At 59.1% G+C, this 24953-nt stretch carries 17 protein-coding genes and 1 pseudogene; 10 read left to right on the top strand and 8 right to left on the bottom strand.

What is annotated here, in order from left to right:
- Positions 1-490: 490 nt before the first annotated feature.
- The 3 genes from IE224_RS18370 to IE224_RS18360 are packed head-to-tail and all read right to left on the bottom strand — an operon-like array spanning position 491 to position 8281.
- Entirely contained in the window at positions 491-1807 is a 1317-nt protein-coding gene (locus IE224_RS18370) for an McrC family protein (protein ID WP_191312605.1), read from the bottom strand.
- A complete protein-coding gene (locus IE224_RS18365; protein WP_202380274.1) occupies positions 1807-5010 on the bottom strand; it encodes a DUF8426 domain-containing protein in 3204 nt (1067 codons plus the stop codon). The genes IE224_RS18370 and IE224_RS18365 overlap by 1 nt, the downstream gene beginning before the upstream one ends.
- A 1-nt stretch (position 5011) precedes the next feature.
- Entirely contained in the window at positions 5012-8281 is a 3270-nt protein-coding gene (locus tag IE224_RS18360; RefSeq protein WP_229849449.1) for a TM0106 family RecB-like putative nuclease, read from the bottom strand.
- A gap of 254 nt (positions 8282-8535) precedes the next feature.
- Here IE224_RS18360 and IE224_RS18355 point away from each other — a divergent pair, with 254 nt between their 5' ends.
- From IE224_RS18355 to ocd, 7 genes are all read left to right on the top strand, one after another.
- On the top strand, positions 8536-9489 hold the full coding sequence (locus IE224_RS18355; protein ID WP_191312601.1) for a LysR family transcriptional regulator: 954 nt from the start codon (positions 8536-8538) through the stop codon (positions 9487-9489).
- Positions 9490-9604: 115 nt separating this feature from the next.
- Positions 9605-11263, top strand: a complete 1659-nt coding sequence (locus IE224_RS18350) for a hydantoinase B/oxoprolinase family protein (RefSeq protein WP_268246565.1) — start codon at positions 9605-9607, stop codon at positions 11261-11263.
- A 54-nt stretch (positions 11264-11317) separates the two neighbouring features.
- The gene (locus IE224_RS18345; RefSeq protein WP_191312599.1) at positions 11318-13432 is read left to right on the top strand and encodes a hydantoinase/oxoprolinase family protein; all 2115 of its coding nucleotides are present in this window, start codon (positions 11318-11320) and stop codon (positions 13430-13432) included.
- A gap of 28 nt (positions 13433-13460) precedes the next feature.
- On the top strand, positions 13461-14498 hold the full coding sequence (locus tag IE224_RS18340; RefSeq protein WP_191312597.1) for a TRAP transporter substrate-binding protein: 1038 nt from the start codon (positions 13461-13463) through the stop codon (positions 14496-14498).
- Positions 14499-14527: 29 nt separating this feature from the next.
- Positions 14528-15115: a TRAP transporter small permease subunit gene (locus tag IE224_RS18335; protein WP_191312595.1), complete on the top strand. Its 588-nt coding sequence runs from the start codon at positions 14528-14530 to the stop codon at positions 15113-15115.
- The gene (locus tag IE224_RS18330) at positions 15115-16398 is read left to right on the top strand and encodes a TRAP transporter large permease (protein ID WP_191312593.1); all 1284 of its coding nucleotides are present in this window, start codon (positions 15115-15117) and stop codon (positions 16396-16398) included. Before IE224_RS18335 ends, IE224_RS18330 begins: the two co-directional genes overlap by 1 nt.
- A gap of 11 nt (positions 16399-16409) precedes the next feature.
- The gene (gene ocd / locus IE224_RS18325; protein WP_191312591.1) at positions 16410-17507 is read left to right on the top strand and encodes an ornithine cyclodeaminase; all 1098 of its coding nucleotides are present in this window, start codon (positions 16410-16412) and stop codon (positions 17505-17507) included.
- Positions 17508-17870: 363 nt separating this feature from the next.
- Here ocd and IE224_RS18320 read toward each other — a convergent pair whose 3' ends face one another.
- A complete protein-coding gene (locus tag IE224_RS18320) occupies positions 17871-18908 on the bottom strand; it encodes a fatty acid desaturase (protein WP_191312589.1) in 1038 nt (345 codons plus the stop codon).
- 388 nt (positions 18909-19296) lie between these two features.
- On the opposite strand from IE224_RS18320, the gene rsgA reads away from it, so the two are divergent.
- A complete protein-coding gene (gene rsgA, locus IE224_RS18315) occupies positions 19297-20178 on the top strand; it encodes a ribosome small subunit-dependent GTPase A (RefSeq protein WP_229849447.1) in 882 nt (293 codons plus the stop codon).
- A gap of 122 nt (positions 20179-20300) precedes the next feature.
- On the opposite strand, the gene IE224_RS18310 is transcribed toward rsgA, so the two are convergent.
- From IE224_RS18310 to IE224_RS18295, 4 genes are all read right to left on the bottom strand, one after another.
- Positions 20301-20765 (bottom strand): hypothetical protein, encoded by a 465-nt coding sequence (locus tag IE224_RS18310; protein ID WP_191312584.1) that lies wholly within the window; start codon positions 20763-20765, stop codon positions 20301-20303.
- An 80-nt stretch (positions 20766-20845) separates the two neighbouring features.
- Positions 20846-20992 carry a hypothetical protein gene (locus IE224_RS18305; protein WP_191312582.1) on the bottom strand — a complete coding sequence of 49 codons (147 nt, stop codon included), beginning with the start codon at positions 20990-20992 and terminating at the stop codon, positions 20846-20848.
- A gap of 48 nt (positions 20993-21040) precedes the next feature.
- Positions 21041-21844 carry a Gfo/Idh/MocA family protein gene (locus IE224_RS18300; RefSeq protein ID WP_191312581.1) on the bottom strand — a complete coding sequence of 268 codons (804 nt, stop codon included), beginning with the start codon at positions 21842-21844 and terminating at the stop codon, positions 21041-21043.
- Between the two features lie 322 nt (positions 21845-22166).
- On the bottom strand, positions 22167-23051 hold the full coding sequence (locus IE224_RS18295; RefSeq protein WP_191312579.1) for a LysR substrate-binding domain-containing protein: 885 nt from the start codon (positions 23049-23051) through the stop codon (positions 22167-22169).
- A 117-nt stretch (positions 23052-23168) separates the two neighbouring features.
- Between IE224_RS18295 and IE224_RS18290 the strand changes: the two genes are divergently transcribed.
- Positions 23169-24500 carry a C4-dicarboxylate transporter DctA gene (locus IE224_RS18290; RefSeq protein ID WP_191312577.1) on the top strand — a complete coding sequence of 444 codons (1332 nt, stop codon included), beginning with the start codon at positions 23169-23171 and terminating at the stop codon, positions 24498-24500.
- A gap of 145 nt (positions 24501-24645) precedes the next feature.
- A pseudogene (locus IE224_RS18285) lies at positions 24646-24953 on the top strand ((S)-ureidoglycine aminohydrolase); the annotation flags it as partial.

The following is a 24953-nucleotide window of genomic DNA, read 5'->3' as shown; positions in this document are numbered from 1 at the left end:
AGTTCCTCGACGACTTCGTTAGCGATCCTGAACTCGCGCAACGCTTCAAGGCTCAACCGCCGCGGTAACAATCGGCCGGTTACGGCGTCATCGCTGGTTACACCTCCGTATCTGAACGGGGCATGTGTCGGCAGATAATGCAGTCGTACAGATGGACGTGAAATTACATCAACCTCAACCTGAACATGGGTGTTAATGACCTGCGGGAGGTCCAGAGGGACGTGGTTTGACACAATCAGTCAGCCTAAAGATCGATTACACCCTAAGAGCCTTGGAAGCTGGTCACCGTTTCTTCGCAGTCATTTTGTTCGGGGTGAAGGACAGCCAACTGACGCTCCCCTGTGCCGTGACCGGAGAGCAGGCTCAAAACCATCCAGTCTTTCCAACATCCGACCGAAGCCGAGTAGAGAGAAACTCATGAAGGAAATGGCGGAGGGAATGGGTCTGTTGTCTAACCTTCTCCACCTCTGATCCTGAGCCCTGCCTCCACTCAGGAGAAAGCTCCAGACACATCCTTGGACAGACAGAGAATCCTGTCCTTGAGACTTCCAACGACGCCCCCGCTTTCGCTTACATCAAGACTCCCGGTTTCCAGTACTGTGCTCTGGCCTGTGATATGAAACCGAGCCTGAATGCCGTCCATATCGCCCAGACTTCCATGGTGAGGATAGAGCAACGTTAGTCGGGCCGCCTTATAAAGGTGAGCATAGGCCATCATCTGATAGATGTCGCTCTGTGACACCCCCTGCTTTCGATCATCAATACGTGCCGAGATACGCTTCCACTTCGTATCGATGACATGGACAACCTCAGCGCCGCGGAAGATCAAGATGTCGGGCTTTGTCTGAAACGCGCCTCTACCGTCTTCCTGCGACGTCAGACAGTAAAGCCTTCCGCCTTGCAGCATTGCTTCGAACTCGGTGCCGGCAAGTGCTCGCTTCACCTGACGGCCAACATACTCCTCGAACAGCGTGTTCATCTCGAACAGGAGTGCTGTTCCTTGCCCTGATCCTGTGCTGGTCGTCTGATAGCGATTGCGAAGAAACAGCTGCGCCATCCCGAACAAATCCCGCCAAGCGCGGTTGGTCCGGTCGATGACCACCTCACTCCAAGCCAGCGCAGATACCGACACAGCCGATACGTCAGCATAGACGAAGGCTAGTTCGCGCAGCCTTTGGAGGTTAGCGGCACTGCGCGCCATTCTGGATAGATGGGTGACAGTCGCCTTCATGATTCGGTTTAGAGCAATGTCCTCGGACAACTCGTCGAAGCGACAGGCGAGGCGACTTTGATTTGCCACGTGGCGGGTGAACTGGCGTGGAAGATCCAGCGTGCCGCGCAGGGCTCTAAGATCGTCTTCTTGCGGAAGGTAGCGTCGCGGCATGCCACGCCGAACCGCTTCGGTGAGCTTGTCGCAGAAGATCCTGATAAGGATTTCAAGAAGCGTTTCCTGTTGCCATGCCAAATCCGTCAGCCGTCCCGTCTCGATCTTCAGATCAAGTGCGACGGCAAGCATATGCACGAGCCGCTTGCGAATTTCGCCGCGCTCCTCGGTTGATCCTTCAGTAGCATCAACGTCGATCTTCGGTAGGATCTCGAGGCTGCAACCCTCTGCGGAAATGACACCGACTACTCCGCGTGCTCGCAAGGCATGCCGCTGATCCTCCAGCACACCATTCTCACCTCGACCCGCAAAGGTTGACCTCTGCGCAGCAACGGCCAGGCGAGACGCAAGATGTGCCGGAATGCAGCCGGGCCCTTCCCCGTGCGGCAGCGACTTGTATTCAAGAACGCTGAATGTCGGCATCAGGCTTCGAACTCCGCAAAGTCGAAACCTCCGTTCCCGTCGCCGTCCCGCTCGGGCTTGACGCGCCAGCGCTGCCGTGCGCCGGCGAACGAGTCAATTTCCATTCCTTCCGGTGCGTTCAAGTCTTCGCGCACGAGGAAGCGCGGGTTGTCCTGCTTCGTATCCCCAAGAATCGCAGCAACTTTGGACCAATCTTCATAGAAGTACTCGGCCAATAGGGGGATGATCTTGTGGCGCATGACCGCCTCGACATCGTCCCGCGTTGCGCAGTTGGTGAAATAGGCATGACCAATCTGGTGCTCGCGATCGAAGAGATACTCGATGCGCTCGTTGATGGTGCGCAACAGCTTTTGCAGGTTGATACCCTCGATATCGGCGGCCAGCACCGTCGGAGCCGGCATTAACTCGCGAAACGTAAAGCGGCGGCGCAGCGCAGTATCCAGCAGCGCGATGGACCGGTCTGCCGTATTCATTGTGCCAATGATGTGGAGGTTTGCAGGCACGCCGAAGGACTTCTTGGAATAAGGAAGTGTCAGCCGAATTTCATTTGTCATTCCCAAGCGCTTGTCCGGCTCCAGCAGGGTTATTAGCTCGCCGAAGACCTTTGAGATATTGGCACGGTTGACCTCGTCAATGATCAAAACGTGGTCGCGCGCGCCTTGGCCGGTAGAAGGCGCATTGATCGCCGGAACAAGCGTCTCAAGCTCGTCCCAGTCTACGAGCGACTGGTCCAGCTTGTAGACCGAATGCTGTCTGAAGGGGTTCGGATAAATGCGGCTCCGCTCGATACCCGCCTTGTCATGCCAAATCCACTCTACACGCCGGCGATGAGGATGAAATGAAGCATCCGCCTCATAGAAGTACTCGCCGGTCACTCTGCCGAACGCCCGAATTCGGTCGCGGCCATCCGAGACGACGACGTAGTCTCCCACTTGCATGTCTGATCGGAGCGACCAAGTGATCACCACATTGCCGTTGTGCCCATTCGCTTCAGGCTCCTTTCGGGCCCGCCATTCGGTTAGAATTTCGCTGAGCTCGTCGTAGCGTTCGTCGGACCAGTCGATATCTCCGCCCCAGCCAACGTGGATTAGGCTATTCTCCAGACCGAAACGTACCCGATCCTCTTGGGTATGGCGCCGGCCCAGAGCGACCTTGAATACTCGAGCAGAGCGGTCCAGTCGGCCCGGTGTATCTCCCTGCCCTGCATCTAGCCGGGCTCGCTCGCTGATACGCTTGAAGACGCCGTCATGAGGCTTCAGGCGAAAGCCCGTACTACTTTCGGTTATTTCGAGATCGCTGTCTTCACCGGTATCAGGCCGCAATCCTTCGACAAACTCCTCGTAAGACATGGACTGGTGGAAGGTTACGAATTCGATCCGACCTTCGCCGGCGAGGCGGCGATATTCGTTCATTAGGGCATCGCGATCATTGCGCAACGGTTCAGCCGCAGTCTCGCCCAGGCATAGGCGCACTGCCTCCCAAGCCGTGGCGTAGGTCTTGCCAGTGCCAGGGGGGCCGTAAAGGATCAGGTTTGTTGCTGAGGGCAGTGGAACAAGTGCTTCATGGTTCATTGCATGGTGCTCTTCATCGGCCGGGAGCTGAAATGTAAAAATAGTGTTCCGGCTATCTTCTGGATTGCTGCGGCTTGGTGCCCTGACATTCGTCAACCGCTGTAGGTGCTCATCCTCCAGGGCAGCACAAATCGTTGGCGTACGTTCCCCCAAGCCCAAAACCGTTTTAAGGTCGCCTGCGCGAATAGAGACTTCTGCTGCCCCGCTCTCCTTGGCAGGTTCGATATAGTAGTTAGCAGCGCAAAGCTGGGCACGCGCCCTTCCCCTCAGCAAGTGATCATACTGGTCAGGTGGGGCTAAGGGCCGATCGTCTTGATCCACTATGATAAAGCCTGAATTGTGCAGGCGCGCCGCCGCATCGCCTTTCTGCCCCCAGCCACCATTGAGAACGGTCTTATCTAAAATGAAACCTATGATCGGCTTTGAAGGATAAACGCGATTTTGCCGGTCACGGGTCGAACGCACCCAGTAGTCACGTGGCTCGCCAAAGCTGTCGAAGATTTCACTATGATGTTGAGACTTGCGATACAGGTCATACGCGTCCATCGCGCCCTCGACAACGTCGCGACTGAGCAAAGCTGACGCAGGTTTACTGTTCTCGTCAGCTTTGAAGTTATGAATAATCCAAAGCGCACTCTGAACGTCGATCATATCGCGCGGTGCTAGCCCTCTTTCCCCAAAGGCCCTACGGACATCACGCATGAACTGAAGTTCCTTGCTGTAGATGTCGGCGAGACTGCTACTACCGGGGAAGCTTGTACCGTACCCTTCACGCCAGAGGTCCTCCCGGACGGAGTGGCGGATGTAGATGCCTTCGTCTGGCGACAGGTGCATCAGGAGGAACTCACCGATCTGCCTTGCATGATCTCGCTGTCCCTTGGGTACTGCCGCCATCCAGGTTTCCACGAAGTCGGACAAAGCCTGTGCATGCCCGTTTGCCGGGCCCTTCGCCGCCTCGGCAAGCTTCCGAATTGCCGCCGCGATCTCATCTAGATCGCCATCTCCCCTCGGCGACATGGACCAATATGCACGCCATTGCAGAAGGTTGCTTTTGCTCAACACACCGACGACAGCAGAAAGGAACTCTCGATTGTCGCTGACATTGTGAAGGGCGCTGTCTAGAGCCGCTGCGCTTTCAAGCTTGTAGCTTCGCTCGGCCATGTCGAAATCAGGATCTGGTTTGTTGAAGCTATCCAAACCAGGAAAGGCGGCCCTCAGACGCTCGATCCAGCGAGATACGCAGGCTGGGTCAAGGATGCTGTGGAAGCCTTCTGCACTAAGGTAGGCGCCAACAATTTGTCTTAGCTGCGCTTCATTTGTCAGCTCCAGGACTTGCTGTTGTCCGTGCGCGAGCCGCTTGGCTTCTTGAACCTTAAGGCCGGAAGTTGCCAATTGCGCATCCGAAAGGACAGTGCCGACATTATCTGAAATCTCGTGCCAGGGTAGCTGCGTCCCATCGGGACTGCGCTCGAACACGAGTTTCGCGGTGGCAGATTCTGGAATAACGGCGAGGGTTCGTCTGTTCGACGACTGGTATACTACTGCCTTTGTCCGCCCTGGGGCACTTAGACGGACCCATGATCCATCCCCGGTCAAGCTATCAAGGATACGCTCGGCTTCTTTACCGTTCAAATTACTTGTCCTTTCCAACTTGCCTTTGGAGATACTCAAATTTCACAAAGCTCAGTGCACAGATCGTGTTCACTAGCCGCATCTGCTCGACGGTTTCACATTTGGTTTCGCGCAGGCGAGGGCTGCAGAATACCAGGGCGAGCCCCTTAGCTCGTGAGACGGCTACGTTGATGCGATTGAGCGAAAACAGGAACTCCATCCTGCGGGAGGTTTCCTCGGCGGATGAGGCGGTCATCGACACCAGACAGACGGGCGCTTCCTGACCCTGAAACTTGTCCACCGTGCCAACACGAATGCCCCTTGGCAGCGCATCGCTCAGCGCGTTGACCTGTGCGTTGTAGGGAGCAACGACGATGATGTCGCTCTCACACAGGGGGCGCGTGGTGCGGTTCTTGTCGGTCCATGTGCCTGTCAATAGATTGGCTACGGCTGCCTTGATGGCGACGACTTCCTCAATGGCAATCTGGGCATTGCCTTCGTGCGGCACTGGCAGCCAGAAGGCCCCGGCGCTTGGAAAGCACGTGCCGGTCACACCCTGTCGCTCGGCGTCAAGATGGCCGTCCAAGCGCCCTTCATAAACCTGATCCGAGATAAACCGGCAGACCTCCGGATGCATCCGCCGCGAGATTGGCAGGAAGATGCCACGGTCAGGCGGTACGGTCGAATGGTCCCCCAGCATCCATTCCAAACAGGAGAGGTTCGCCGGCTCAGGATGCGATCCCTGGATGACCTGCGGCAACTGCCGCGGATCTCCTACCAGCACGATGTTGCGCGCAGCGCGGCCCATGGCGGCCATGTTGGCAAGGCCCACCTGCCCCGCCTCGTCCACGAATAACCAATCGAAGCCCTGCACGTTCTCATCCCGAGCAAAGAAGAACGCTGTTCCACCGACCACGTGACCACCTGCCGCGGCTTGGGCGTTGTCGGTGGTACGACAGATCGGGCAATCATCCGGATAGCCGTCTTCGCCACCGGAGACCTTATGGACCAGTTCGAGCGTGACCGGCAGATCGTCATCCTCGAGCGCGCTCAGGCAGCCCATCAGCACATTGCGAATGGCTTCATGGCTGTTTGAGGCAACGCCGATGCGGGCACCCTTTCGCACAAGTGACAGGATTGTCCGCGAGGTGACATAGGTCTTACCGGTGCCGGGTGGCCCCTGGATCGGCAGCACGGTTTCATCCATCGCTCCGACAGCCGCAATGGTGCCGGCAACCGGATCACGTGTACCCAGCAGGTCAGCGCTGGGTCCGGTGCTCAGTCGCGGAGCGGCACGCGACAGAAGATCATCGACGGCCCGATAGGTTCGAGGTCCGCATTGGTCCGCGATCACGTCGCGCAAGGCTTCCGCGATCACCTTGGTGTCGAGCGGCCAGTCAGGGTGCAGTGTAAGCCGCTCGGCAAGTAGATGGTTCTTGCCTGGTCCCACCTTGATCGTGACCTGCCGGGCCCTGCGGTCCATTTCCTCGATGGTGACCGGGACAGGCGGTCCGTCGAACACCGGGACTGTCGCCTTCTTTCCGGTTCGCAGCTTCGTCTCCTGCGGTGGAAAGCGATAGCGACGTGCGAAGGAGCGCTTGATCGGCTCCAAAGGTCCGATCGCCTCCAGCCCGGCCAGAGCGTCAAGATCGTCTAAAAGTTCGTCATAATCTTTGGCGGCACTGTCGAACACGGCCCATTGCGCGGGCTTGACCTCGCGCTTGTGGAAGAGGCCCAGATTGAACAGCATCGCTTGCCGGTCCTCCGCCAATCCCGAGGCGGCGAGTCTGGCCCGGAGGGCTTGTGTCTCAGCATCTTCCTCCGCCTCTTTTGCGCCTGCGTCAGCACTGCGCTGGGGCCAGGCTCCGGCAGGCCGGATGCTGACAAGCCAGTTCCGCAGCTCCTCCGTCGAGATGCAGTCGACCCGGTTGTAATCCTCGATCTCATCCAGGATGTGCTGGTCGGCTGTCTCGCGCCAGCGCTCGTAGGCCACGACCGATCCTCCGGCGGTCTTGACCTCCCCCTCTCGCGTGCGGCCATAGAAGACCTCCATGGACTTGATAGAATAGTTCGGCTCTGACGCGATCAGCCCGCCGCGCACGACGGCAAAGAGGTCCACAAACCGGCGCTCCCGTAGCAGCCGGTCAAGGAAGGCTTCGCCGATCCCGTATTTCGTGGTTAGACGGCGTAGGGCGGTTATCTCGTACGGGGCGTAGTGGTAAATATGCGCGCCCGGATGCCTTTCGATCTGCCCCCGGAAGAACTCCAGCAGGTCGAAGAGCGCTTTTGCTTCCGCATCGTGGTCATGGGCCCAGAAGGCGCGGAACTGCCCGTCGCACCAGACCCCGTGCAGATACTCCAAGCCCCCCTCGACATGAGGATAGCCCTCGATGTCATAGAAGATGTCGCCGGCGGTGGGTTTCGGCAGCAGATCGAAGCCCCTGCCCGGCTCAGGCGCGCGCAGCTGGTAGCTGGGCTTGCCTGTCTTGCGGTCGTGCTGCAGGCGCGCCTGGGCGACGAGGCGCTGGCGCGTAGTTTCTGCTACACCGCGGACCGGCTGATCGAGACCGGCCAGCGCCGCCATTGTCGTGATGCCCGCCGCTTCAAGCTTCTTCACCTGCGTGCGGCTGATACCCGCTATTGTGAAGAGGCTGTCCTCAGTCTGCCAGACAGTTTCGCAATGGGCCGACCAGCGACACCGGCCGCAGTCGGCAGTTGGAACGGGACTTGTTTCTGGAGGGGCTGCCACGAAGCCTTCCAGCCGTGTCCGCGCCATTCGGGCGTATGCTGCGTAGTCGGCCAGCCGCAGTGTGGCACGCTCTCCGGTTCCCAGTTCGACATGAGCATGCTCCGGCATCACGCCCTGGATGTCTGCCAGCATGTCGGAGTAGAGAACCAGCTGCAGGACATGCTTGGGGTGCGGTCGCCGCTTGAGCTTGGTGTCTGCTACTTCGTAGCGGAAAGGGCCCAGCGCCGAGGGACGATCAACCCGCAATAAAAAATCCGACCATCCGCCCCAGTTTCCGGACTGGAACGCTCCCTGGAACACGACCTCTACGCCCTCTGTCAAAGCCTTGCGCGTCTCAGCGGCATCCCGGGCCAAGGCGCCCCGCACAATCTCGACGACCTGTCGGCCCGATGCCTTCAGCCGGTCCAGATGCGCGGCCTCATGAGCATCGCCCTGCTTTTGCAACAGCGCGGGGTCCTCGCTGTCCGCGCCTGGCTCCGGTCCTTCGCCGCGAAGATGCATCAGATCCAGTGAGGTTGCATGGGCGCAACCCATGAACCGCATCAGATCCGTTGCTGAAAAGAGGATGTTCCCGTCTACTTCCCGCACGCGCCACCCAATCATCCGTGAGCGCAGCCCAAGCCGGAATTGTCTCTTGAAAGAAGTTTCGCCGGCAACCCATGCGGATGTCAACGACCGCCGACTAACGCGTGCCGTCAGCTAGCTCAACTACGGCGATCATGGTGCGCCTTGCTGACGTGGTGGCAACTTGCTTGTGTTTGGCACACAGGTTTGCGCACCGTATGCCGAGGAGATGGATGGGGTTTGCTCCCTCTCTCGGCGGACTTGTCAATATCCGGCTGCCTTGCCTATCCATGCATATGGACATTCGACAGCTCAGATACTTTGTTACCCTCGCCGAGACGCGACATTTCGGCCGAGCAGCTGAGCTTCTGCATATCGCCCAGCCAGCCTTGTCACAGCAAATCAAGCAGCTTGAGAACGAGTTACAGGTCGAATTGCTGGATCGCTCAACGAGACCGGTTGGACTGACTTCGGCTGGGATTTCGCTGCTGCGCGAAGGCCGGGAAATCCTGTCGAAGGTCGCGCGCGCCGAAGCATTGACTCGGCAAGAGAGCCGAAAAAATGGCGGCCGCCTCGTCATCGGCGTGACTGGAACTGCGGCACTCGAGTTTGCCGTGCCCGTACTCCGTGCCTTTGGCAAGCGCAGGCCGAACGTACAGATCTCCCTACGGGAAATGTCCTCTCCAGACCAACTCGCTGCGCTGGAGCGCGGCCATATCCACATTGGCTTCGTCCGCCCGCCAGTCGAAGATGAGCGTATAAGCATTCGCCTTGTTCATACAGAGCCCTTCTGTGTGGCCCTGCCGGCGGATCATCTGCAGGCACAGCGCGACAGCATCCGTCTGGCCGAACTGAACGGAACATCGCTGGTCATTTTCGCACGAGACGAGGCGCCAGGATTTCGTGACCTGATGCTGCATGTCTGTCGCTCGGCAGGCTATGTGCCAAAAACGATCCAGGATGCGCCGCAAATGACGACGATGCTCTGCCTCGTTGGCGGCGGATTTGGGTGTGCTCTGGTCCCCGTATCGGCGCGTCACCTCGCGATCCCCGGTGTCGTTTATCGCCCGTTGCTCGACTACAGCCCCCTTGTCGAACTTTATGCAGCTTGGATGCCCGATAAACATGCACCTTTCATCAGCGAGCTTCTTGACGTCATAGAAAAAATACAGGTTAGCACAGGCTAACGACATGAAAATGCTACATCATAAGTAAAACTATATAGTAATGTAGGTATCCCATATTTGATCCGGGCACTTCTTTCCGCAACGACTTCGATAACGAGGTTGAAGGAGATGCCCTGTGCCAGCCCCCGTTTCCGCTGCCGGAAAGCCACTTGTTGACCCCATTTCCTGTGCGGTTATCCAGCATCGTATGAGTGCAATGGTCGAGGAGATGGGCGAAGCCATGTTGCGCACGGCCTATAGCCAGATCTTGAATGCCAGCCGCGACTTCTCGATGGGCATCGTTGATCGACAGGGCCGCCTGATAAGCCAGGCCGATCATATCCCGATCCATGTCGGCGCGCTTCCGTGGGCGGTCAGGGCTGTCGAAGATCGCTTCTGCGACGACATCCATCCCGGGGACGTCGTGATCCTGAACGACCCGTATGCGGGCGGCAGCCACCTGCCGGACGTAACGATCTTTGTCCCGGTTTTTGCCGATGGGTTGCGGCAGCTCTGGTCAGTGGTTCGGGCGCATATGGGTGATATTGGCGGCGCAACGCATGGAGCCTACAACCCTCAGGCTCGCGAAATCTGGCAGGAAGGTTTGCGTCTGCCGCCGATGAAGCTGGCTGATCGCGGCAAGATACGTGACGACGTGATTGACATGATCCTGATGAATGTCCGCTTCCCGCGAGAGTTTCGAGGCGATCTGGATGCAATGATTGGTGCGGCCCATCTCGGCCAACGCAGTCTGGACAAGCTTATCGGCGAATTTGGTTCGGCTACGGTCGCGGCCGCGATCGAAGATTTCCTGGATACAGCCGAGGCCAATACCCGTGCCATCGTGGCAAGCTGGCCGGACGGCGTTTATGAGGGTACGGCTTATCTTGATGATGATGGGCGCGACCGGCAGGACGTCGCAGTTCGCGCAAAAGTCACTGTGCGCGGCAGTGATCTTCAGATCGATTTGACCGGATCCGACGCCCAGTCTGACAGCTTTGTCAATTCACCTTTTGCCAACACACAAGCGGCCGTCGCGATGGCTGTGGCCTATCTGATCGATCCAGATATTCCAAAGAATGATGGCGTCTTCCGGGTGCTGGACGTAAAGCTCAAGCCCGGCACCATCGTCCATCCTCTTGAGGGCGCGCCGGTTACAATGTCGACCACGCACCCGGCGAATGAAATCGTTGAGGCCATTACCCGTGCTCTCGAGGCCGCATGCCCCGAGCGTTGCACTGGCGGGTGGTCCAGGCGTTTTCGGATGTCGGTAACCGGGAAGAACCCACGCAACGGTCGTACATTCGTGTGGCATCTGTTCCACGCGCGGCCAGGTGGCGGGGCCTCGGTAGCAGGCGACGGTTGGTCCGGTGCAGGCGAGTGGCATTCGGTCGGCGGGATCAAGTTCGGCTCGATCGAAGTGACCGAGGCGCGTTTTCCGCTGTTCTTCGAGACCCATGAATTCAGGCCCGGATCGGGAGGAGCGGGTAAATACCGTGGAGGTCTCGGCAGCACGCTGGACCTGCGGGTCGAGGTTCCGGCCTATGCTCACACCGCAGGGGAAGGCATTCGTCATGGGGCAGCAGGTATCGCCGGTGGTCACGATGGTGCGCCGCACGACTATTGCATGGTCACCAATGAAGGAGATGTGCCACTGCAAACCAAGCAGTTCGGCATCGGCATTACCGAAGGAACGCTGTTCCGCATCCGCTCGGGCGGCGGTGGCGGCTGGGGCAATCCGGAAGAACGAGCGCCCGAAGCTCAAGCCCATGACGAGAAGCTTGGACTGATCTGACGCGCCGCATGGCGAATGCCACAGAAGAAGCCCTGTGAAGGGCGGAAGGACACCATGACCCAAACCTACAGCATCGGCATCGACGTCGGCGGCACCTTCACGGATTTCGTGGCGATGAACACGGATGGAGTGACCACGATCTGCAAGTCTCCGTCCACGCCCAGCGACCAGTCCGTTGGGGTTTTGACAGGCTTGCACGACCTCGCCCAGCGACTGGGATTGACGCTGGCCGAATTGTTGGCGCGCACCGAACGGATTGTCCACGGCACCACGGTTGCGACCAATGCCCTGCTGGAACGCAAGGGACGCAAGACTGGTCTTCTGACTACCGCCGGACACCGCGACATCCTGGAGATGCGCGAAGGGCTGAAGCCCCACCGCTACAACCTGCGCATGGCATCGCCGGAACCGCTGGTCCCGCGCGACCTTCGCCGCCCTGTGACCGAGCGTCTTGCCCAGGATGGAAAGGTGCTGACCCCCCTCGACGAGGAGAACCTGCGCGACGAATGTGCGTTCCTGCGCGATCAGGGCGTCGAGGCCGTCGCAATCTGCTTTCTGCACGCTTATCGCAACTCCGAGCATGAGCGCCGCGCCGCCGAGATCGTGGCCGATATGATGCCAGAGGCTTATATCTCGACCTCATCGGACGTTCTGCCTCAGATCAAAGAATACGAGCGGCTATCGACGACCGTCGTCAATGCCTATATCGGCCCGATCGTGAAGCTCTACATGCAGCGCCTGACCGATAGATTGTCGGCTGCAGGCTATGATGGTCCGATCTTCATCATCTTGTCCCACGGCGGCGTCACGCGGGTAGAGGACGCGATTTCATTGGCGGCGGGCACATGTCTCTCCGGCCCGGCTGGGGGAATTGCCGGTGCGCGCGCATGTGCAAGGATGCTTGATGCACCGAACGTCATCCCGTTCGACATGGGTGGCACCTCGACCGAAGTGTCCCTGATCACGCAGGGCGAAGTGGCGCTGACATCGGAACGCGGGTTGGCGGGCGAACGCATCGCACTTCGCAGCTTTGATATCCTATCAATCGCCGCAGGCGGCGGATCCATTGCACAGATGCGGCCCGGTAAGGGGTTCTCTGTTGGCCCTGAGTCTGCGGGAGCAGAGCCTGGCCCTGCCTGTTTTGGCCGCGACGGTCAGGCGGTGACAGTGACGGATGCCAACCTGGTGCTGGGTTTTCTCGCGACCGATGCACTTTCGGGTGGAGGCAGCACGCTGGATAGAGCGGCGGCAGAGGCTGCGATGGATCGCCTCGGTGCTACAATGGGCCTTGATCGAATTGCTGCTGCAGCCGGTGTGCGTCGTCTGATCAACATCCGCATGGCCGACGGCATCCGTCTGATGACCCTGCGCCGCGGTGTCGATCCTCGCTCCTTCACTCTGCTGAGCTTTGGTGGTGCGGCAGGCCTGCACTCGGTCGAAGTGGCCCGAGAACTCGACATTCCACGTGTCGTTGTTCCAACTGTCGCTTCTGTGCTGTGTGCCTGGGGGATGCTGGCCTCAGATCTGCGTTATGAAGTGACGCGTTCCCGCCCAGCAGACAGCAGCGGCATGACCGATCAGACCATCCAACGTGTTTATGCCGAGATCGAAGCCCAGGCGCGCGCGCAGATGCCGTCGCTGCCAGGCATCAAGCTCCAGATCGAACGTTCGGCCGAGATGCGCTATGGCGAACAAATTTTTGAAATCGACGTGCCGCTTGACGGGATCGACTTCGAAGCGCCGGCGCTGGTCGACGCGATAGCGGCACGCTTCCATGCTCGTCACGAGGAGCTTTATACCTATGCCTCACCGGGGGAGGAGGTTGACCTTGTCAACGCCCGCGTCGCGATCATAGGCGCAGTCGATCGCGGTGATGTTTCGCGTGAGCTCGCACTGGTGATGGACAATCCCACCCCAATCGGGATGCGGCATGTGCATCTTTCCACTGGCCCCGCCCAAGTGCCTGTCTATGACATGGCTAGGCTTTCCCCTGGACACAATATTGTCGGGCCAGCACTCGTTTCATCCGAGACAACGACCGTCCTGCTTTGCCACGGCGATCGGGCCAGCCTCACGCCCCATGGCTGGCTGGACATCGCTGTTGCGGCAAAGTCGTCTGGTGGTGGGATGCCAGTCAAGACGGATCATTATCAACCGGCCGACGCGTAACAATGGCCATCAACAGGGAATGCTAACCATGAATAAGTTCAAAAAAGTCGCTCTGGCCGGTATTCTGGCAACCGCCAGCACCAGTGCATATGCCGAAACAGAGCTGAACGTTGTTGCGCCTTGGTCGAACCTCAATGCCTATGGCAAGATTGAAGCCCCCTTCTGGACGGAGGAACTGCCGGCACAAACTGGCGGTGCCTTGACTGCCAAATTGTCGAACTATTCAGAGTTGGGGCTTGGCGGCGCGGAGCTACTACGGCTTGCCTCGATGGGTGTTTTCGACGTTGCGCATGTCGTGGTCGGCTATTCGGTGTCGGACGATCCGGTGATTGAAGGGATCGAGTTGGCGGGTGTGATCCAGGACCTCGACACCTTGCGCAAGGCCGTCGACGCCTATGAGCCGACGATGACCGAAGCTTTGGCCACAAAGCACAACCTTGTTTATCTCGGCATGTACCCCAACCCCGCCCAGGTCATGTACTGCTCTGAACCGGTCAATGGCATTGATGATTTTGCGGGCAAGAAGATCCGTTTTTACGGCTCATCGATGAATGACTTCATTGCAGCTGCGGGTGGCACTGGGGTCAATGTGCCGTTGGCCGAGGTCGTTCCTTCCTTGCAGCGCGGTGTCGTCGATTGTGCCTTCACTGGCACGCTGACTGGTTACTCCTTCAAGTTCCCCGAAGTGACCAGTGATCTCTATGGTTTGCGTCTGGGCTGGGGCCTGACCTTCATCGCCGCGAACAAGTCTGCCTTCGACGGGCTCAGCGCCGAGGATCAGCAAGCCCTGCGTACGTCGGTAAAGGAGCTAGAAGGAAAGTTGTGGGATTTGGTCGCGGTCGATGACGCGGCGGGCATCGCCTGCAATACAGGGAATGGCGAATGCCCCTACGGCGAGCCCGCCAGCATGTCCTATGTCCCGGTGTCAGAAGAAGACGACAGCCGCCGCCGAGCACTGCTTGAAGAGGAAATTCTGAAGAACTGGGCAGCGCGCTGCGGTGCCGATTGCGTAACAAACTGGAACGAGACCGTTGGAGCCCTGACGGGGCTCACCGCCTCCAAATGACAAGCGCTAGCGACAATCTCCAGGGGCGTATGCCCCTGGTCAACCGCTTGGATGAGGCCATCCGTAGCCTATCAAATGCGATGATACTCATTGCGGGCTGGGCAACCTTAGCCATGGGACTGCTGATTGCAGCCGATGTGTTGTGGCGTGCGGCAACAGGCAAGAACTTTGGCGGCGTCGATGAGCTAGCGTGCTATCTTTTTGCCATCGGCATCAGTTGGTCGCTAGCTGCCGCCTTTCACGCTCGTGCCCATATTCGCGTTGACATCATCTATCGTGAATTGCCCTTCATTCCGCGCGTTGTGCTGGACATCCTGGCGATGCTTTCACTGCTAATCGTTGCGGCATTCCTGACATACAGCAGTTGGCTCGTGCTTGAAACTTCATGGACCCGAGGTGCTCGGTCCGCCTCATCAATGCAGATCCCGTTGGTCGTTCCGCAGGCGCTGTGGATGTTGGGCGTGCTGGTCTTTGCCGCTTCGCTGATTAGCGCTCTGCTGCGCAGCGTTGTTGACATTGCCTCGGGTCGCGCCGTCGCCGTTGTCGCCCGCCACGGCGTTCCCACTCCCGACGAAGAAGCAGAGTACGCCATTTTGCAGTCTCGGGGGACAAGCTGATGTTCGTACAATCCTTTGCTTTACTTCTAGTGCTGGTTGCCCTCTCTTTGCCGATTGGCGCAGTCCTGCTGATCGTTGGCTTGGTCATGGGCTGGCTGCATTCGCCGATGCCGCTCTATATCGCGGGTTCGGAGATCTTCTGGAAGGTCGCGAACGAATTTACGCTGACGACTATTCCCTTGTTCGTTCTGCTGGGCGAACTGCTGCTGCGCGCCGGAGTGGCCGAACGGATGTATGCCGCAACTGCTCTTTGGTTGAACCGCTTGCCAGGCGGATTGCTCCACGCCAACATCGCAGCATCGACCCTGTTCTCAGCAACGTCGGGATCGTCGGTGGCAACTGCCGCAACCATCGGAACCGTAGCACTGCCCGAGATCGAGCGCCGCGGATACAATGAACGGCTTTTTTTGGGATCGTTGGCAGCTGGCGGCACGCTCGGCATTTTGATCCCACCCTCGATCCACCTGATCCTTTACGGGATGATGACGCAAAGCTCGATCCCGCAGCTCTATTCGGCCGCCATGTTGCCCGGCTTGCTTCTCGCGTTGATCTTCAGCGGGATTGTGGCTCTGATCTGCATTCTTCGGCCGGACATGGGCGGTCAGCGCATTCAGGCGACGTGGCGCCAGCGCATTGAGAGCCTACCATCGATCCTTCCGGTAATCGGCCTGTTCGTCGTGGTCGTCGGTTCGATCTATGCCGGTATCGCCACTCCGACAGAGGCAGCCTCGTTGGGTCTGCTCTTCGCACTGGTGCTTGCTGCTTTTTACGGGCGCCTGTCTGTCCGGATGCTGAACGAGGCATTCATGGCCACTATGCGAACAACTGCCATGATCATGCTGATCGTGATGGTGTCCTACTTCCTCAACTTCGTGCTGTCATTTCTGGGCATTCCGCAGGCACTGACACGCTTTGTTGCAGAGCTTGGGCTCTCGCCAACGGGTACGATGATACTGATCGTGGTCTTTTTCGTCGCGCTTGGCTGCTTTCTTGAAAGCCTGTCGATGCTGGTAACGATGACACCGCTGGTTGCACCGATCGTGATCGGGCTTGGTTACGATCCGGTCTGGTTCGGTGTCCTACTGACTATCTTGCTAGAGGTCGCGCTGATCACCCCACCAGTCGGCATCAACCTTTATGTTGTGCAGGCTATCCGCAAGCGAGGCGGGATGGGCGATGTCATCATCGGCTCCCTGCCCTTCGTCGCGGCTATGTTCATCCTTATCGGGCTGTTGATCGCGTTTCCGCAGATTGCGCTCTGGCTCCCTTCACTCTCAAATTGACGAGAACCTCCATGACGCTCATGCCTTCGAATAAGGCCCTGGTGCCGTTTGTATCGGTCGCAAACATGATGAAGCTGATCCACCAGATCGGGATCAGCGAATGTCTCGTGCAACTGACCGAAGCGGTTGAGACCGACTTTCGCCGCTGGCCCGAGTTCGACAAGACGCCGCGAGTGGCCTCTCACTCCCGAAATGGCGTCATTGAGCTGATGCCGACATCCGACGGGGTGCAATATGCGTTCAAGTACGTGAACGGTCATCCGATCAATACCAGGGCCGGTTTGCAGACGGTCTCGGCCTTTGGCTTGTTGTCAGATGTAGCCACTGGCTACCCGCTGATGCTCTCGGAAATGACACTGCTGACGGCCCTACGTACTGCTGCCACTTCAGCCGTGGCCACGCGCGCGCTGATGCCGCATGGCGCCCGCACACATGCGATGATCGGTAACGGTGCCCAGTCCGAATTTCAGGCGCTGGCACAAAGCGCCGTGAATGGTCTCGACATTGTGCGGCTTTACGACATCGATGCCACTGCCATGCAGCGCTGCGCACGCAACTTGCGTGCAGCCGGGCTTAAGGTGCTCGAATGGCCCAGCCCCCAGGACGCTGTCCTTGGCTCCGAGATAATCACCACCTGTACGGCGGACAAGCAATACGCCACGATCCTGACCGACAACATGGTAGGAGCAGGCGTGCATGTAAATGCGATCGGCGGCGACTGCCCTGGCAAGACGGAATTGCATCGTGACATCCTGATGCGGTCGGACATCTTCGTCGAGTATCCCGAACAAACCCGCATCGAGGGCGAGATCCAGCAACTTGATGCCGATCATCCAGTCACAGAGCTATGGCAGGTTCTGCGCGGGGAAGTGCCGGGACGTCGCGACGAGCGCCAGATCACCCTGTTCGATGGCGTTGGCTTTGCGACAGAGGATTTTTCGGCCCTCCGCTGGCTGTATGGCGCCCTTCGGGAACATGACTGTTATGAAATGCTCGACATCATTGCAGATCCGGACGAACCCCGCGATCTTTATGGGATGCTGATGCGAGCCGGAGTGCAGAGTGACAGGCAACAGGCCGCTAATCTCCCAAGTTCGACTGAACAATAAGGCCGACAACTTGGTTCCGCTGTCATCGCGATCGCGCACATGCCCACCCCATTCTGGGTCATTCCAAACCATCTTTGATGCGATAGGCATGGTCGCCATGTTCTCCATGCGAAAGCAAAACCGAGGTCCGCACCTAGGTGCACAAGCGCGGCTCTGACTTACTGGAGGCTAGAAGGGCCAGGGCAGCGAATTGCGCTGACATTCAGAACGCTGCGAAGGCCGCCACTGAAGGGAGCATGTCCTCCCCTCACCACCGACCGCCTGGAAAGTCGTCGGTCGGCATCGCAGGAACTATTAAGTCGTAGGGCTACAACGGCAGTCGTGTGCCGTGACATCTGGAACTCTGCTTACGTCAGCGGAGGCCTATGCAGTGCCGTATCGCCGCCTCGCTTCACGAAACGACATCAGTCGTTTAAGTTTGTCGTCCCACAGGTGCAGGTTCACCGAATGCAGGCTTTCCGACAATGTCAGCCGCTGGGCGCTGGCAAGTTCGGTGTGATCCCGCAGGATCTCCGGGAGCCGATAGTAGGGGATGCGGCTATAGAGATGGTGGACATGGTGAATGCCGATATTGGCAGGAAGCCACCGCAACGGCGCAGGCAGGACGTAATGCGAGGATCCCGCCAGTGCTGCCTCGTGCAACTGCCACGCATCCCCCTCCGCCCAGCAGGTTTCTTCGAACTGATGCTGCACATAGAATAGCCAGACCCCGATCGTGGCGGCGACAATGACGGTGGGGAGATAGATCAACAGCACCGGCTTCATCCCGCCCAGCCAGATGATCAACGCCAACATAAGGGCAATCATGGCATTCGTCCCCATGGCCGAGATCCAGTAGCGCCTGCCAGACGTCATCAAGCCAAGCGGCAAACGGTTCTGCAGCAGAAACAGGTAGCTTGGTGCTAGCCCGAAGAGCACAACCGGATGACGATAAAGGCGATACATCAGCCTGTCGAAGCGGCTCCGAGCCCGGTATTCGTCGACCGTGAGCGTCAGCACGTCACCGATGCCGCGCTGATCCAGATTACCGTGCTGCGCATGATGGATGGAATGGGTCCGGCGCCAGACGTCATGAGGGGTCAGGGTCAGCACTCCCAGACACCGGCCCACCCAATCCTGTGCCTTTCGGCTGTGAAAGAACGAGGCATGACCGCAATCATGCTGGATGCAGAATATCCGCACCAGGAAGAAGCCATTCAGGACTGCAATCCCGAATGCCAGCCAGGAGCTGACCGACAGCGCTGCCCATGCCAGCATCCAGAGCAGCGTGAAGGGCACCAGCGTGACAAGAAGTTCAAGGAGACTGCGGCGCGTGGATGGCTCGCGATACTTCGCCAGGATCCGGACCCAGTCCTTGGCCGAACGCGCCTGTGTAGCCGGCATATTGTCGGAAGATGTCATTATCACCGCCTTCGAGCTTGAGCCACGTATGCCCATCGGCCCGCACGGCGTTATCATGTGCTCCATCCTTTAGGGCAGGCCTATGGGCCGAACAAGGCAGGGAGGATGGCAACCTGATGATCTGTATCGCTAAGGTCACCCTGAGCCGTCCATTCAGCATGCTACAGGACGGCGCTGCCACACCACGTCGCCCTTGCATTAGCTAAGCGCGGAGTTCAGGGAAGCTGCTGTGACACACTCATCAGATCAGGCATCCCGATCCTTGGCATCGCTTGGCTGGACGGCCTTTTTCGACGGCCAGCTAGAGCCGACGGAAATTGCACTCGCAAGGATGCGCATCGCAGCCGTTCATCGAGCCCGGCTGACTGCAGAGTCGCTCTCGGGTCCAATGAGGCTGACGCTTCCCGTCCATGCCAATACAGCAGATCATGCGGTTGGGGACTGGGTTCTGGTGGAGCCGGAGAGCCAAATGCTCGTCCGTCGACTGGAGCGCAGGACCCTGCTGCAGCGGCGCACCGAAGGGAGCCGGACCCCGCAACTGATTGCGGCGAATGTGGATACGCTCTTCATCGTGACCTCCTGTAATGACGATCTCAACGTGGCGCGCTTGGAGCGCTACCTGGCGCTTGCGAATGAAGCGGGCACGACCCCGGTGATCGTTCTCACAAGGGCTGACCAGGTAGCGGATGTCGAACCGTACCGGGATCAGGTGGCAAGCCTGCAACGCGGGCTTGAGGTGGTGACGCTGAATGCGAAGTCGCCGGATGCGGCACGAACGCTTGCTCCATGGTGCAGCCCGGGTCAGACGATCGCCCTTGTCGGCTCCTCGGGAGTCGGAAAGTCCTCGCTGCTGAACACGCTTTCGGCAAAAGCGCCGGAAGAGGCACAGCTGACAGGCAGCATCCGTGAGCAGGATAGCAAAGGCCGCCACACAACCACCTCGCGCTCGCTTCACGCCATCGCTGGGGGCGGCTGGGTGATCGACACGCCAGGGATCCGAGCGCTCCATATTAGCGACATCTCCGTTGGACTGGACCTTCTGTTTGCCGAAATTGCCGAACTTGCTCCCCTCTGCCGCTTTGGAAACTGCACCCACTCTCATGAACCGGAATGCGCCGTTCAGGCCGCAGTAGCCTCGGGAACACTTGACCCCGTGCGAGTGGAACGCTGGCGCAAACTCTTAGACGAGAACCAGAGCAATACCCTTATCCAGTCTGGGCCACGCAGGAATAAGGTCACCAAGGCCCCCAAGAAGCCGCGGGGAAGGTGATGTTATACGAAGATCGGTCCTAAAATGCCGATCTACCTTCGACTGCTCCTGCGCCGGAGCACGTTGAAGCAGTCGTTCGTGTGAGCCCGCGGGCTGATGGACCATATGGTCTGCCTAAGATGCTAATCCTCAACCGCAAAGCCTGCCGGTACACGGCGGCCGATGTCCGCAGGTAAGCTGGCATCCTGGATCAGTTCCTGCGCCATGGAGTCCGCGTTGGGTCCTGCGTCCATCAGATGCTGCCAGATGTCCCGAACGGCCGGCGCCACGCGGGTCTCGGTCACGGCGCGGGCCGTGTGCAGCCAGATGACAAGGCCGTCACTGCTGTCATACTCGCGCTTCTTGCGCAGCGCGGCGATTTTCGCCTGCGCCGTTGCGGCAAACCGGGAAACAGCGTCAGCCTTCCAGTAGGACAATTCGTAAAGGTCCTTGCCCTCCGACTGATAGAAGGCGGCCCAGAACCGCACCGCAGCCGCGTAGCTCTCAACGTGATGCGGTTTTGCTGCAGCGAGCTTCTCTGAAAGAGCCTGCGCCTCCTCGACAAGGGCAGCCGTCGCTTTTTCTTGTTTCCAGGTGCTGAACGTCATGGTCCTTTTCCAGGCTAGTTAGGTAAAGCGCAGGTCCGTCTACAAGAAAACATTCTCCAAGATTTCGCTACGGACGCTGTTCAGTGGCCATGGTCCTCCGTCATTGCATCTATCAGCTCCCGGGTTTTGAGCAGATCAGACAGATCGACCGCTAATGCGGCCTTACCCTCGAGAGCGTCCAAAAACGCGGAAATCAGGTTCCGGTGGCTGGCGTGATCGAATGCCATGGGATCCGCTGCACTGCCACTGGCTCCTTCCCCGCCCAGAGTCTCGACCTAGCCGTCATGGTGGAAAACCTGCGCCTGCAGCCCTTCGAGGCGGATGGTCATGCGCTCGAAGATCAGTGTCATCGTCTCTGGCATGTCGGGAAAGCAGGCCGTCGTGGCCATGATGGTGCCAGGTGCGGCGTCCGGCCCGAAGGTCGCCAGCGCGCAGACCATGTCCTCGGCTTCCATTTGGTGAAGGAGACTTGTCACGGCATGTGCAGCGCTGATCCTTACGCCACCGCACAAGGCCCGCAGGACATCAAGCGTATGGATCGCCTGCGTCAGCATTACGCCCCCACCGTCGCGGGCATAGGTCCCGCGACCCGGCTCATCGTAATAGGCCTGTGGGCGCCACCATGGGATCAGACAGTGAACGCCGCAGAGCCTGCCGGACTCTCCGGATGAGATGATCTTTTCCACAGCACGGACGGAAGGACGGAACCGATGCTGCAGCACGGGTGCCACCAGTAGGCCCGAAACCTTTGCCTGATCGGCGAGAAACCGGGTGTCATCCGTAACCAACCCTGCCGGCTTTTCGATCAGAAGGTGCTTCCCTGCCGACAGGATGCGCCCGCCCAGATCGCGGTGACTGTCTGGCGGAGTCAGCAGGATCACTGCATCGACAGCCGGGTCAGCGAGGACAGCATCCAGATCGTGAGTCGGGGCGCTGCCGTAGGTTGCTTCGAATGCGGCTCGCCGGCCTAAGCTGCGCGTCACGGCATAGGCCAGGCGCGCCCGCCCTCCCAGGTCTGCAAGGCTGGCCATATGCGGCGCCAGAGCCATCCCTAGGCCTACGATGGCAAATGTCTTCACGTTCCCCTCCGTCGGGATGATCAGGCCAGTTCAGCGCTATCTTATCTTAGTTAAAAGGATAGACCTTACTGTGCTAGATCGCCCGCCTCGATATCGGGATGCCTACAAGACAGCAGCCAAACCATCGTTGATGTACTTTATAACGCAGTAGGGGATTGCCCGTGAGGTCTTCGCGAGGAAAAACGGGTTGCTCTCTCCAAGGATCGAATACCACTCCGAGACTAAGATCCTGCCAGACTGAACGAGGTTGCCTGAGCACTGGCACTGATGCACGGAAGCAGGTCACTGCTCGAACAGAAGTTCGCGGCACTCGAGGTGGAAATCAACAATCTTCTGAAAACACGTGTTCGAGCGTCGCAAGAAGAGCCGAAAGCGCTGGGGTATGTTCGCCCCGACGATAAACTGCAAAGATATCTGACACCGGTGGAACGGGTGCGATTGGTCGATGGATCAATGGCCCAGCCGTTGCCGCGATGCCTGCTGGAACAAGGCCTATCCCGAAGCCCGCAGAGACCAGGCTTGGGATGGACTGCGCGTCAATCACCTGCTGGGAAATCCGCGGTCGCGCGCCCCCTTGGGTAAGGAACGACAAAATGTATGCCGCAAAATCGGAGCTGTCGGGTCGCAAGATGACATGCTGCTCATGCCTCAGATCGTCGAGGCTTACAGTGCGCGCGCCAATCAACGGATGATCTGCCGGCATAAGGACGACCAACTCCTCGCGCCAAGCAAGCTGGCAGCTCAGGTCGCTATGGTACGGAACCGAGCGATTGAAACTGACGTCCATTCGGCCGCTAAGCAAATCGCTGACTTGCAGAGCGGGTGCCTGCTCGTGAAGCCGGACGCTGATCAAAGGATGCTGGCGGCTAAATTGTGCCAGAAGTTCTGCCAAGCCTGCCCGGAGAATGGATCCTGTTGCGCCAATATCCAGCGTCCCATGTTGGCCCGACAGCACTTCCTGCACCTCGAGCAGGGCGCGATCATGTTGAGCCAGGATACTGCGCGCACGGCTCAGGAACACCTGTCCGGCGCTTGTCAGCGTCATCTTGCGGCTGGTCCGCTGAAACAGCGCGGTGCCAATCGTCCGTTCAAGGGATTGTATTTGAAGGCTCAAGGGCGGTTGGGACATATTCAGGCGCTTGGCGGCACGGGTAAAGTTGAGCTCCTCGGCCAGGATAACGAAGCATTGCAGTTGGCGAATTCTCATATCAAAACCATATGGATCGGCTGAAAAACAATATTAGACAGGAATAGGGATTCGCCCAACACTCCTTGGCACTCAAAAGCGGCGCCTGAACGCCGCCTCTGTCAGGGAGAAATCGACATGCCAAGCTGGTCTCGGTCATTGTTCGGGCAGGTCTGCCTTGCCCTTGTCTTGGGGGTGCTTGCGGGCACCATGGCACCCGACTTTGCCGCCGGGATGAAGCCGCTGGGAGACGGCTTCATCAAGCTGATCAAGATGCTGATCCCCGCTATTGTCTTCTGCGTAGTCGTTCATGGCATCGCTGGCGCAGGCGACATCAAGAAGGTCGGTCGTGTAGGCGTCCGGGCGATCATCTACTTCGAGGTGATCACCACCATCGCCCTGATCCTGGGGATCGTGCTGGCCTATGTCTTTCAGCCCGGCGCAGGCATGAACATCGATACTAGCACGCTGGATGCCTCGGCGCTGTCGGCTTATGTGGACCGCGCGAACGAGGTCAGCCAAGGCGGCATGGTCGACTTCCTGATGAAGCTGATTCCGACGACGGTGTTCAGCGGCTTTGCGACCGGCGACGTGCTTCAAGTGCTGATCGTGGCGATTTTGGCAGGCTGCGCGTTGTCTTTGATGGGCGAGCGCGCCAAGCCGCTCCTGACCGTCATCGAGCTTGCAGGTGAGATGGCGTTCAAGATCATGTCGTTCATCGTGCGTCTTGCCCCCTTTGGAGTCTTCGGCGCTATCTCCTATACGGTGGGCACCTATGGCGTGGGCTCTCTGGCGCAACTGGGCTATCTGGTCGCCCTCTTCTATGTCGCTGTTGCGCTGTTCGTCTTTGGCGTCCTGGGGTTGGTGATGCGGCTGTCGGGCTTCAGCATCATCAAGCTGATCCGCTATCTGCGCGCCGAGGCCGGGATCGTCGCGGGCACCACCAGCAGCGACAGCGTACTGCCTCAGACCATGCGGAAGCTTGAACATCTGGGCATCAAGGACACCACCGTGGGCCTGGTCGTGCCAACAGGTTACTCCTTCAACCTCGATGCCTTCTCGATCTATCTAACGCTGGCGGCTCTGTTCATCGCCCAAGCCACCAATACAAATCTAGCCTTTCTTGATCTGCTGACAATCCTGGCCGTGGCCTTGGTGACATCGAAGGGCGCGCATGGGGTGCCGGGATCGGCAATCGTGATCCTGGCGGCGACGCTGACGGCAGTCCCGGCCATTCCCGCGATTGGACTGGTGCTGGTCCTGTCGGTAGACTGGTTTATGGGCATCGCCCGCGCGCTTGGCAATTACCTGGGCAACTGCGTGGCAACCGTAGCTGTCGCGTCCTGGGTGGGCGATATCAACCGTGACCGCGCTCACCGCGTTCTAAACGGAGAGAATGTGGACAGTCTCGATATCTTGGAAGAGCCCGCACCTCTGGATGTCCCAGCAGGACAGGTGGCGCATGGATAATCCTGTATTCGATCCCAGGAGTCAGAACATTAAGGACCTTCCCCCCGCCGGCGCGCCAACGGGCGACGTGGCCGAAGTCCCGCGGGCCGATCCGCAGCGCATCCCCTATGCCGGCCCGGTGGCGGGCCTGCCGCCGCAGACCGGCATGACCACCGACACGGCCGTCTTCACCGAGGCCTATGCCGTCATCCCCCGCACCGTGATGCGCGACATCGTCACCTCCTACCTGCCCGGCTGGACCGGGATGCGGATGTGGATGATCGCCCGGCCCTTGTCGGGATTCGCGGAAACCTTCAGCCAGTACATCGTCGAACTGGCCGAGGGCGGCGGCTCGGACAACCCCGACGACGACCCCGAGATCCAGCACGCCCTGTTCGTCACCGGCGGGTCCATGTCCGTGACCATCGGCGGCACCGAACATCTGCTGACCCCCGGCGGCTTCGCCTATGTGCC

Source organism: Paracoccus aerius (genome assembly GCF_014656455.1).
Classification (GTDB): domain Bacteria; phylum Pseudomonadota; class Alphaproteobacteria; order Rhodobacterales; family Rhodobacteraceae; genus Paracoccus; species Paracoccus aerius.
Note: the sequence above shows the minus strand (reverse complement) of the source record. Positions and strands in the feature narration are given on the sequence as shown.

Coding starts and splice junctions, on each gene's coding strand:
- IE224_RS18305 (WP_191312582.1), bottom strand. CDS start 20,992: ATGGCATTCGATCACGCCAGCCACCGGAACCTGATTTCCGCGTTTTTG.
- IE224_RS18310 (WP_191312584.1), bottom strand. CDS start 20,765: ATGACGTTCAGCACCTGGAAACAAGAAAAAGCGACGGCTGCCCTTGTC.
- IE224_RS18295 (WP_191312579.1), bottom strand. CDS start 23,051: ATGAGAATTCGCCAACTGCAATGCTTCGTTATCCTGGCCGAGGAGCTC.
- IE224_RS18355 (WP_191312601.1), top strand. CDS start 8,536: ATGGGGTTTGCTCCCTCTCTCGGCGGACTTGTCAATATCCGGCTGCCT.
- IE224_RS18320 (WP_191312589.1), bottom strand. CDS start 18,908: ATGACATCTTCCGACAATATGCCGGCTACACAGGCGCGTTCGGCCAAG.
- IE224_RS18330 (WP_191312593.1), top strand. CDS start 15,115: ATGTTCGTACAATCCTTTGCTTTACTTCTAGTGCTGGTTGCCCTCTCT.
- IE224_RS18340 (WP_191312597.1), top strand. CDS start 13,461: ATGAATAAGTTCAAAAAAGTCGCTCTGGCCGGTATTCTGGCAACCGCC.
- IE224_RS18290 (WP_191312577.1), top strand. CDS start 23,169: ATGCCAAGCTGGTCTCGGTCATTGTTCGGGCAGGTCTGCCTTGCCCTT.
- ocd (WP_191312591.1), top strand. CDS start 16,410: ATGACGCTCATGCCTTCGAATAAGGCCCTGGTGCCGTTTGTATCGGTC.
- IE224_RS18360 (WP_229849449.1), bottom strand. CDS start 8,281: ATGCGGTTCATGGGTTGCGCCCATGCAACCTCACTGGATCTGATGCAT.
- IE224_RS18345 (WP_191312599.1), top strand. CDS start 11,318: ATGACCCAAACCTACAGCATCGGCATCGACGTCGGCGGCACCTTCACG.
- IE224_RS18335 (WP_191312595.1), top strand. CDS start 14,528: ATGCCCCTGGTCAACCGCTTGGATGAGGCCATCCGTAGCCTATCAAAT.
- IE224_RS18370 (WP_191312605.1), bottom strand. CDS start 1,807: ATGCCGACATTCAGCGTTCTTGAATACAAGTCGCTGCCGCACGGGGAA.
- rsgA (WP_229849447.1), top strand. CDS start 19,297: ATGAGGCTGACGCTTCCCGTCCATGCCAATACAGCAGATCATGCGGTT.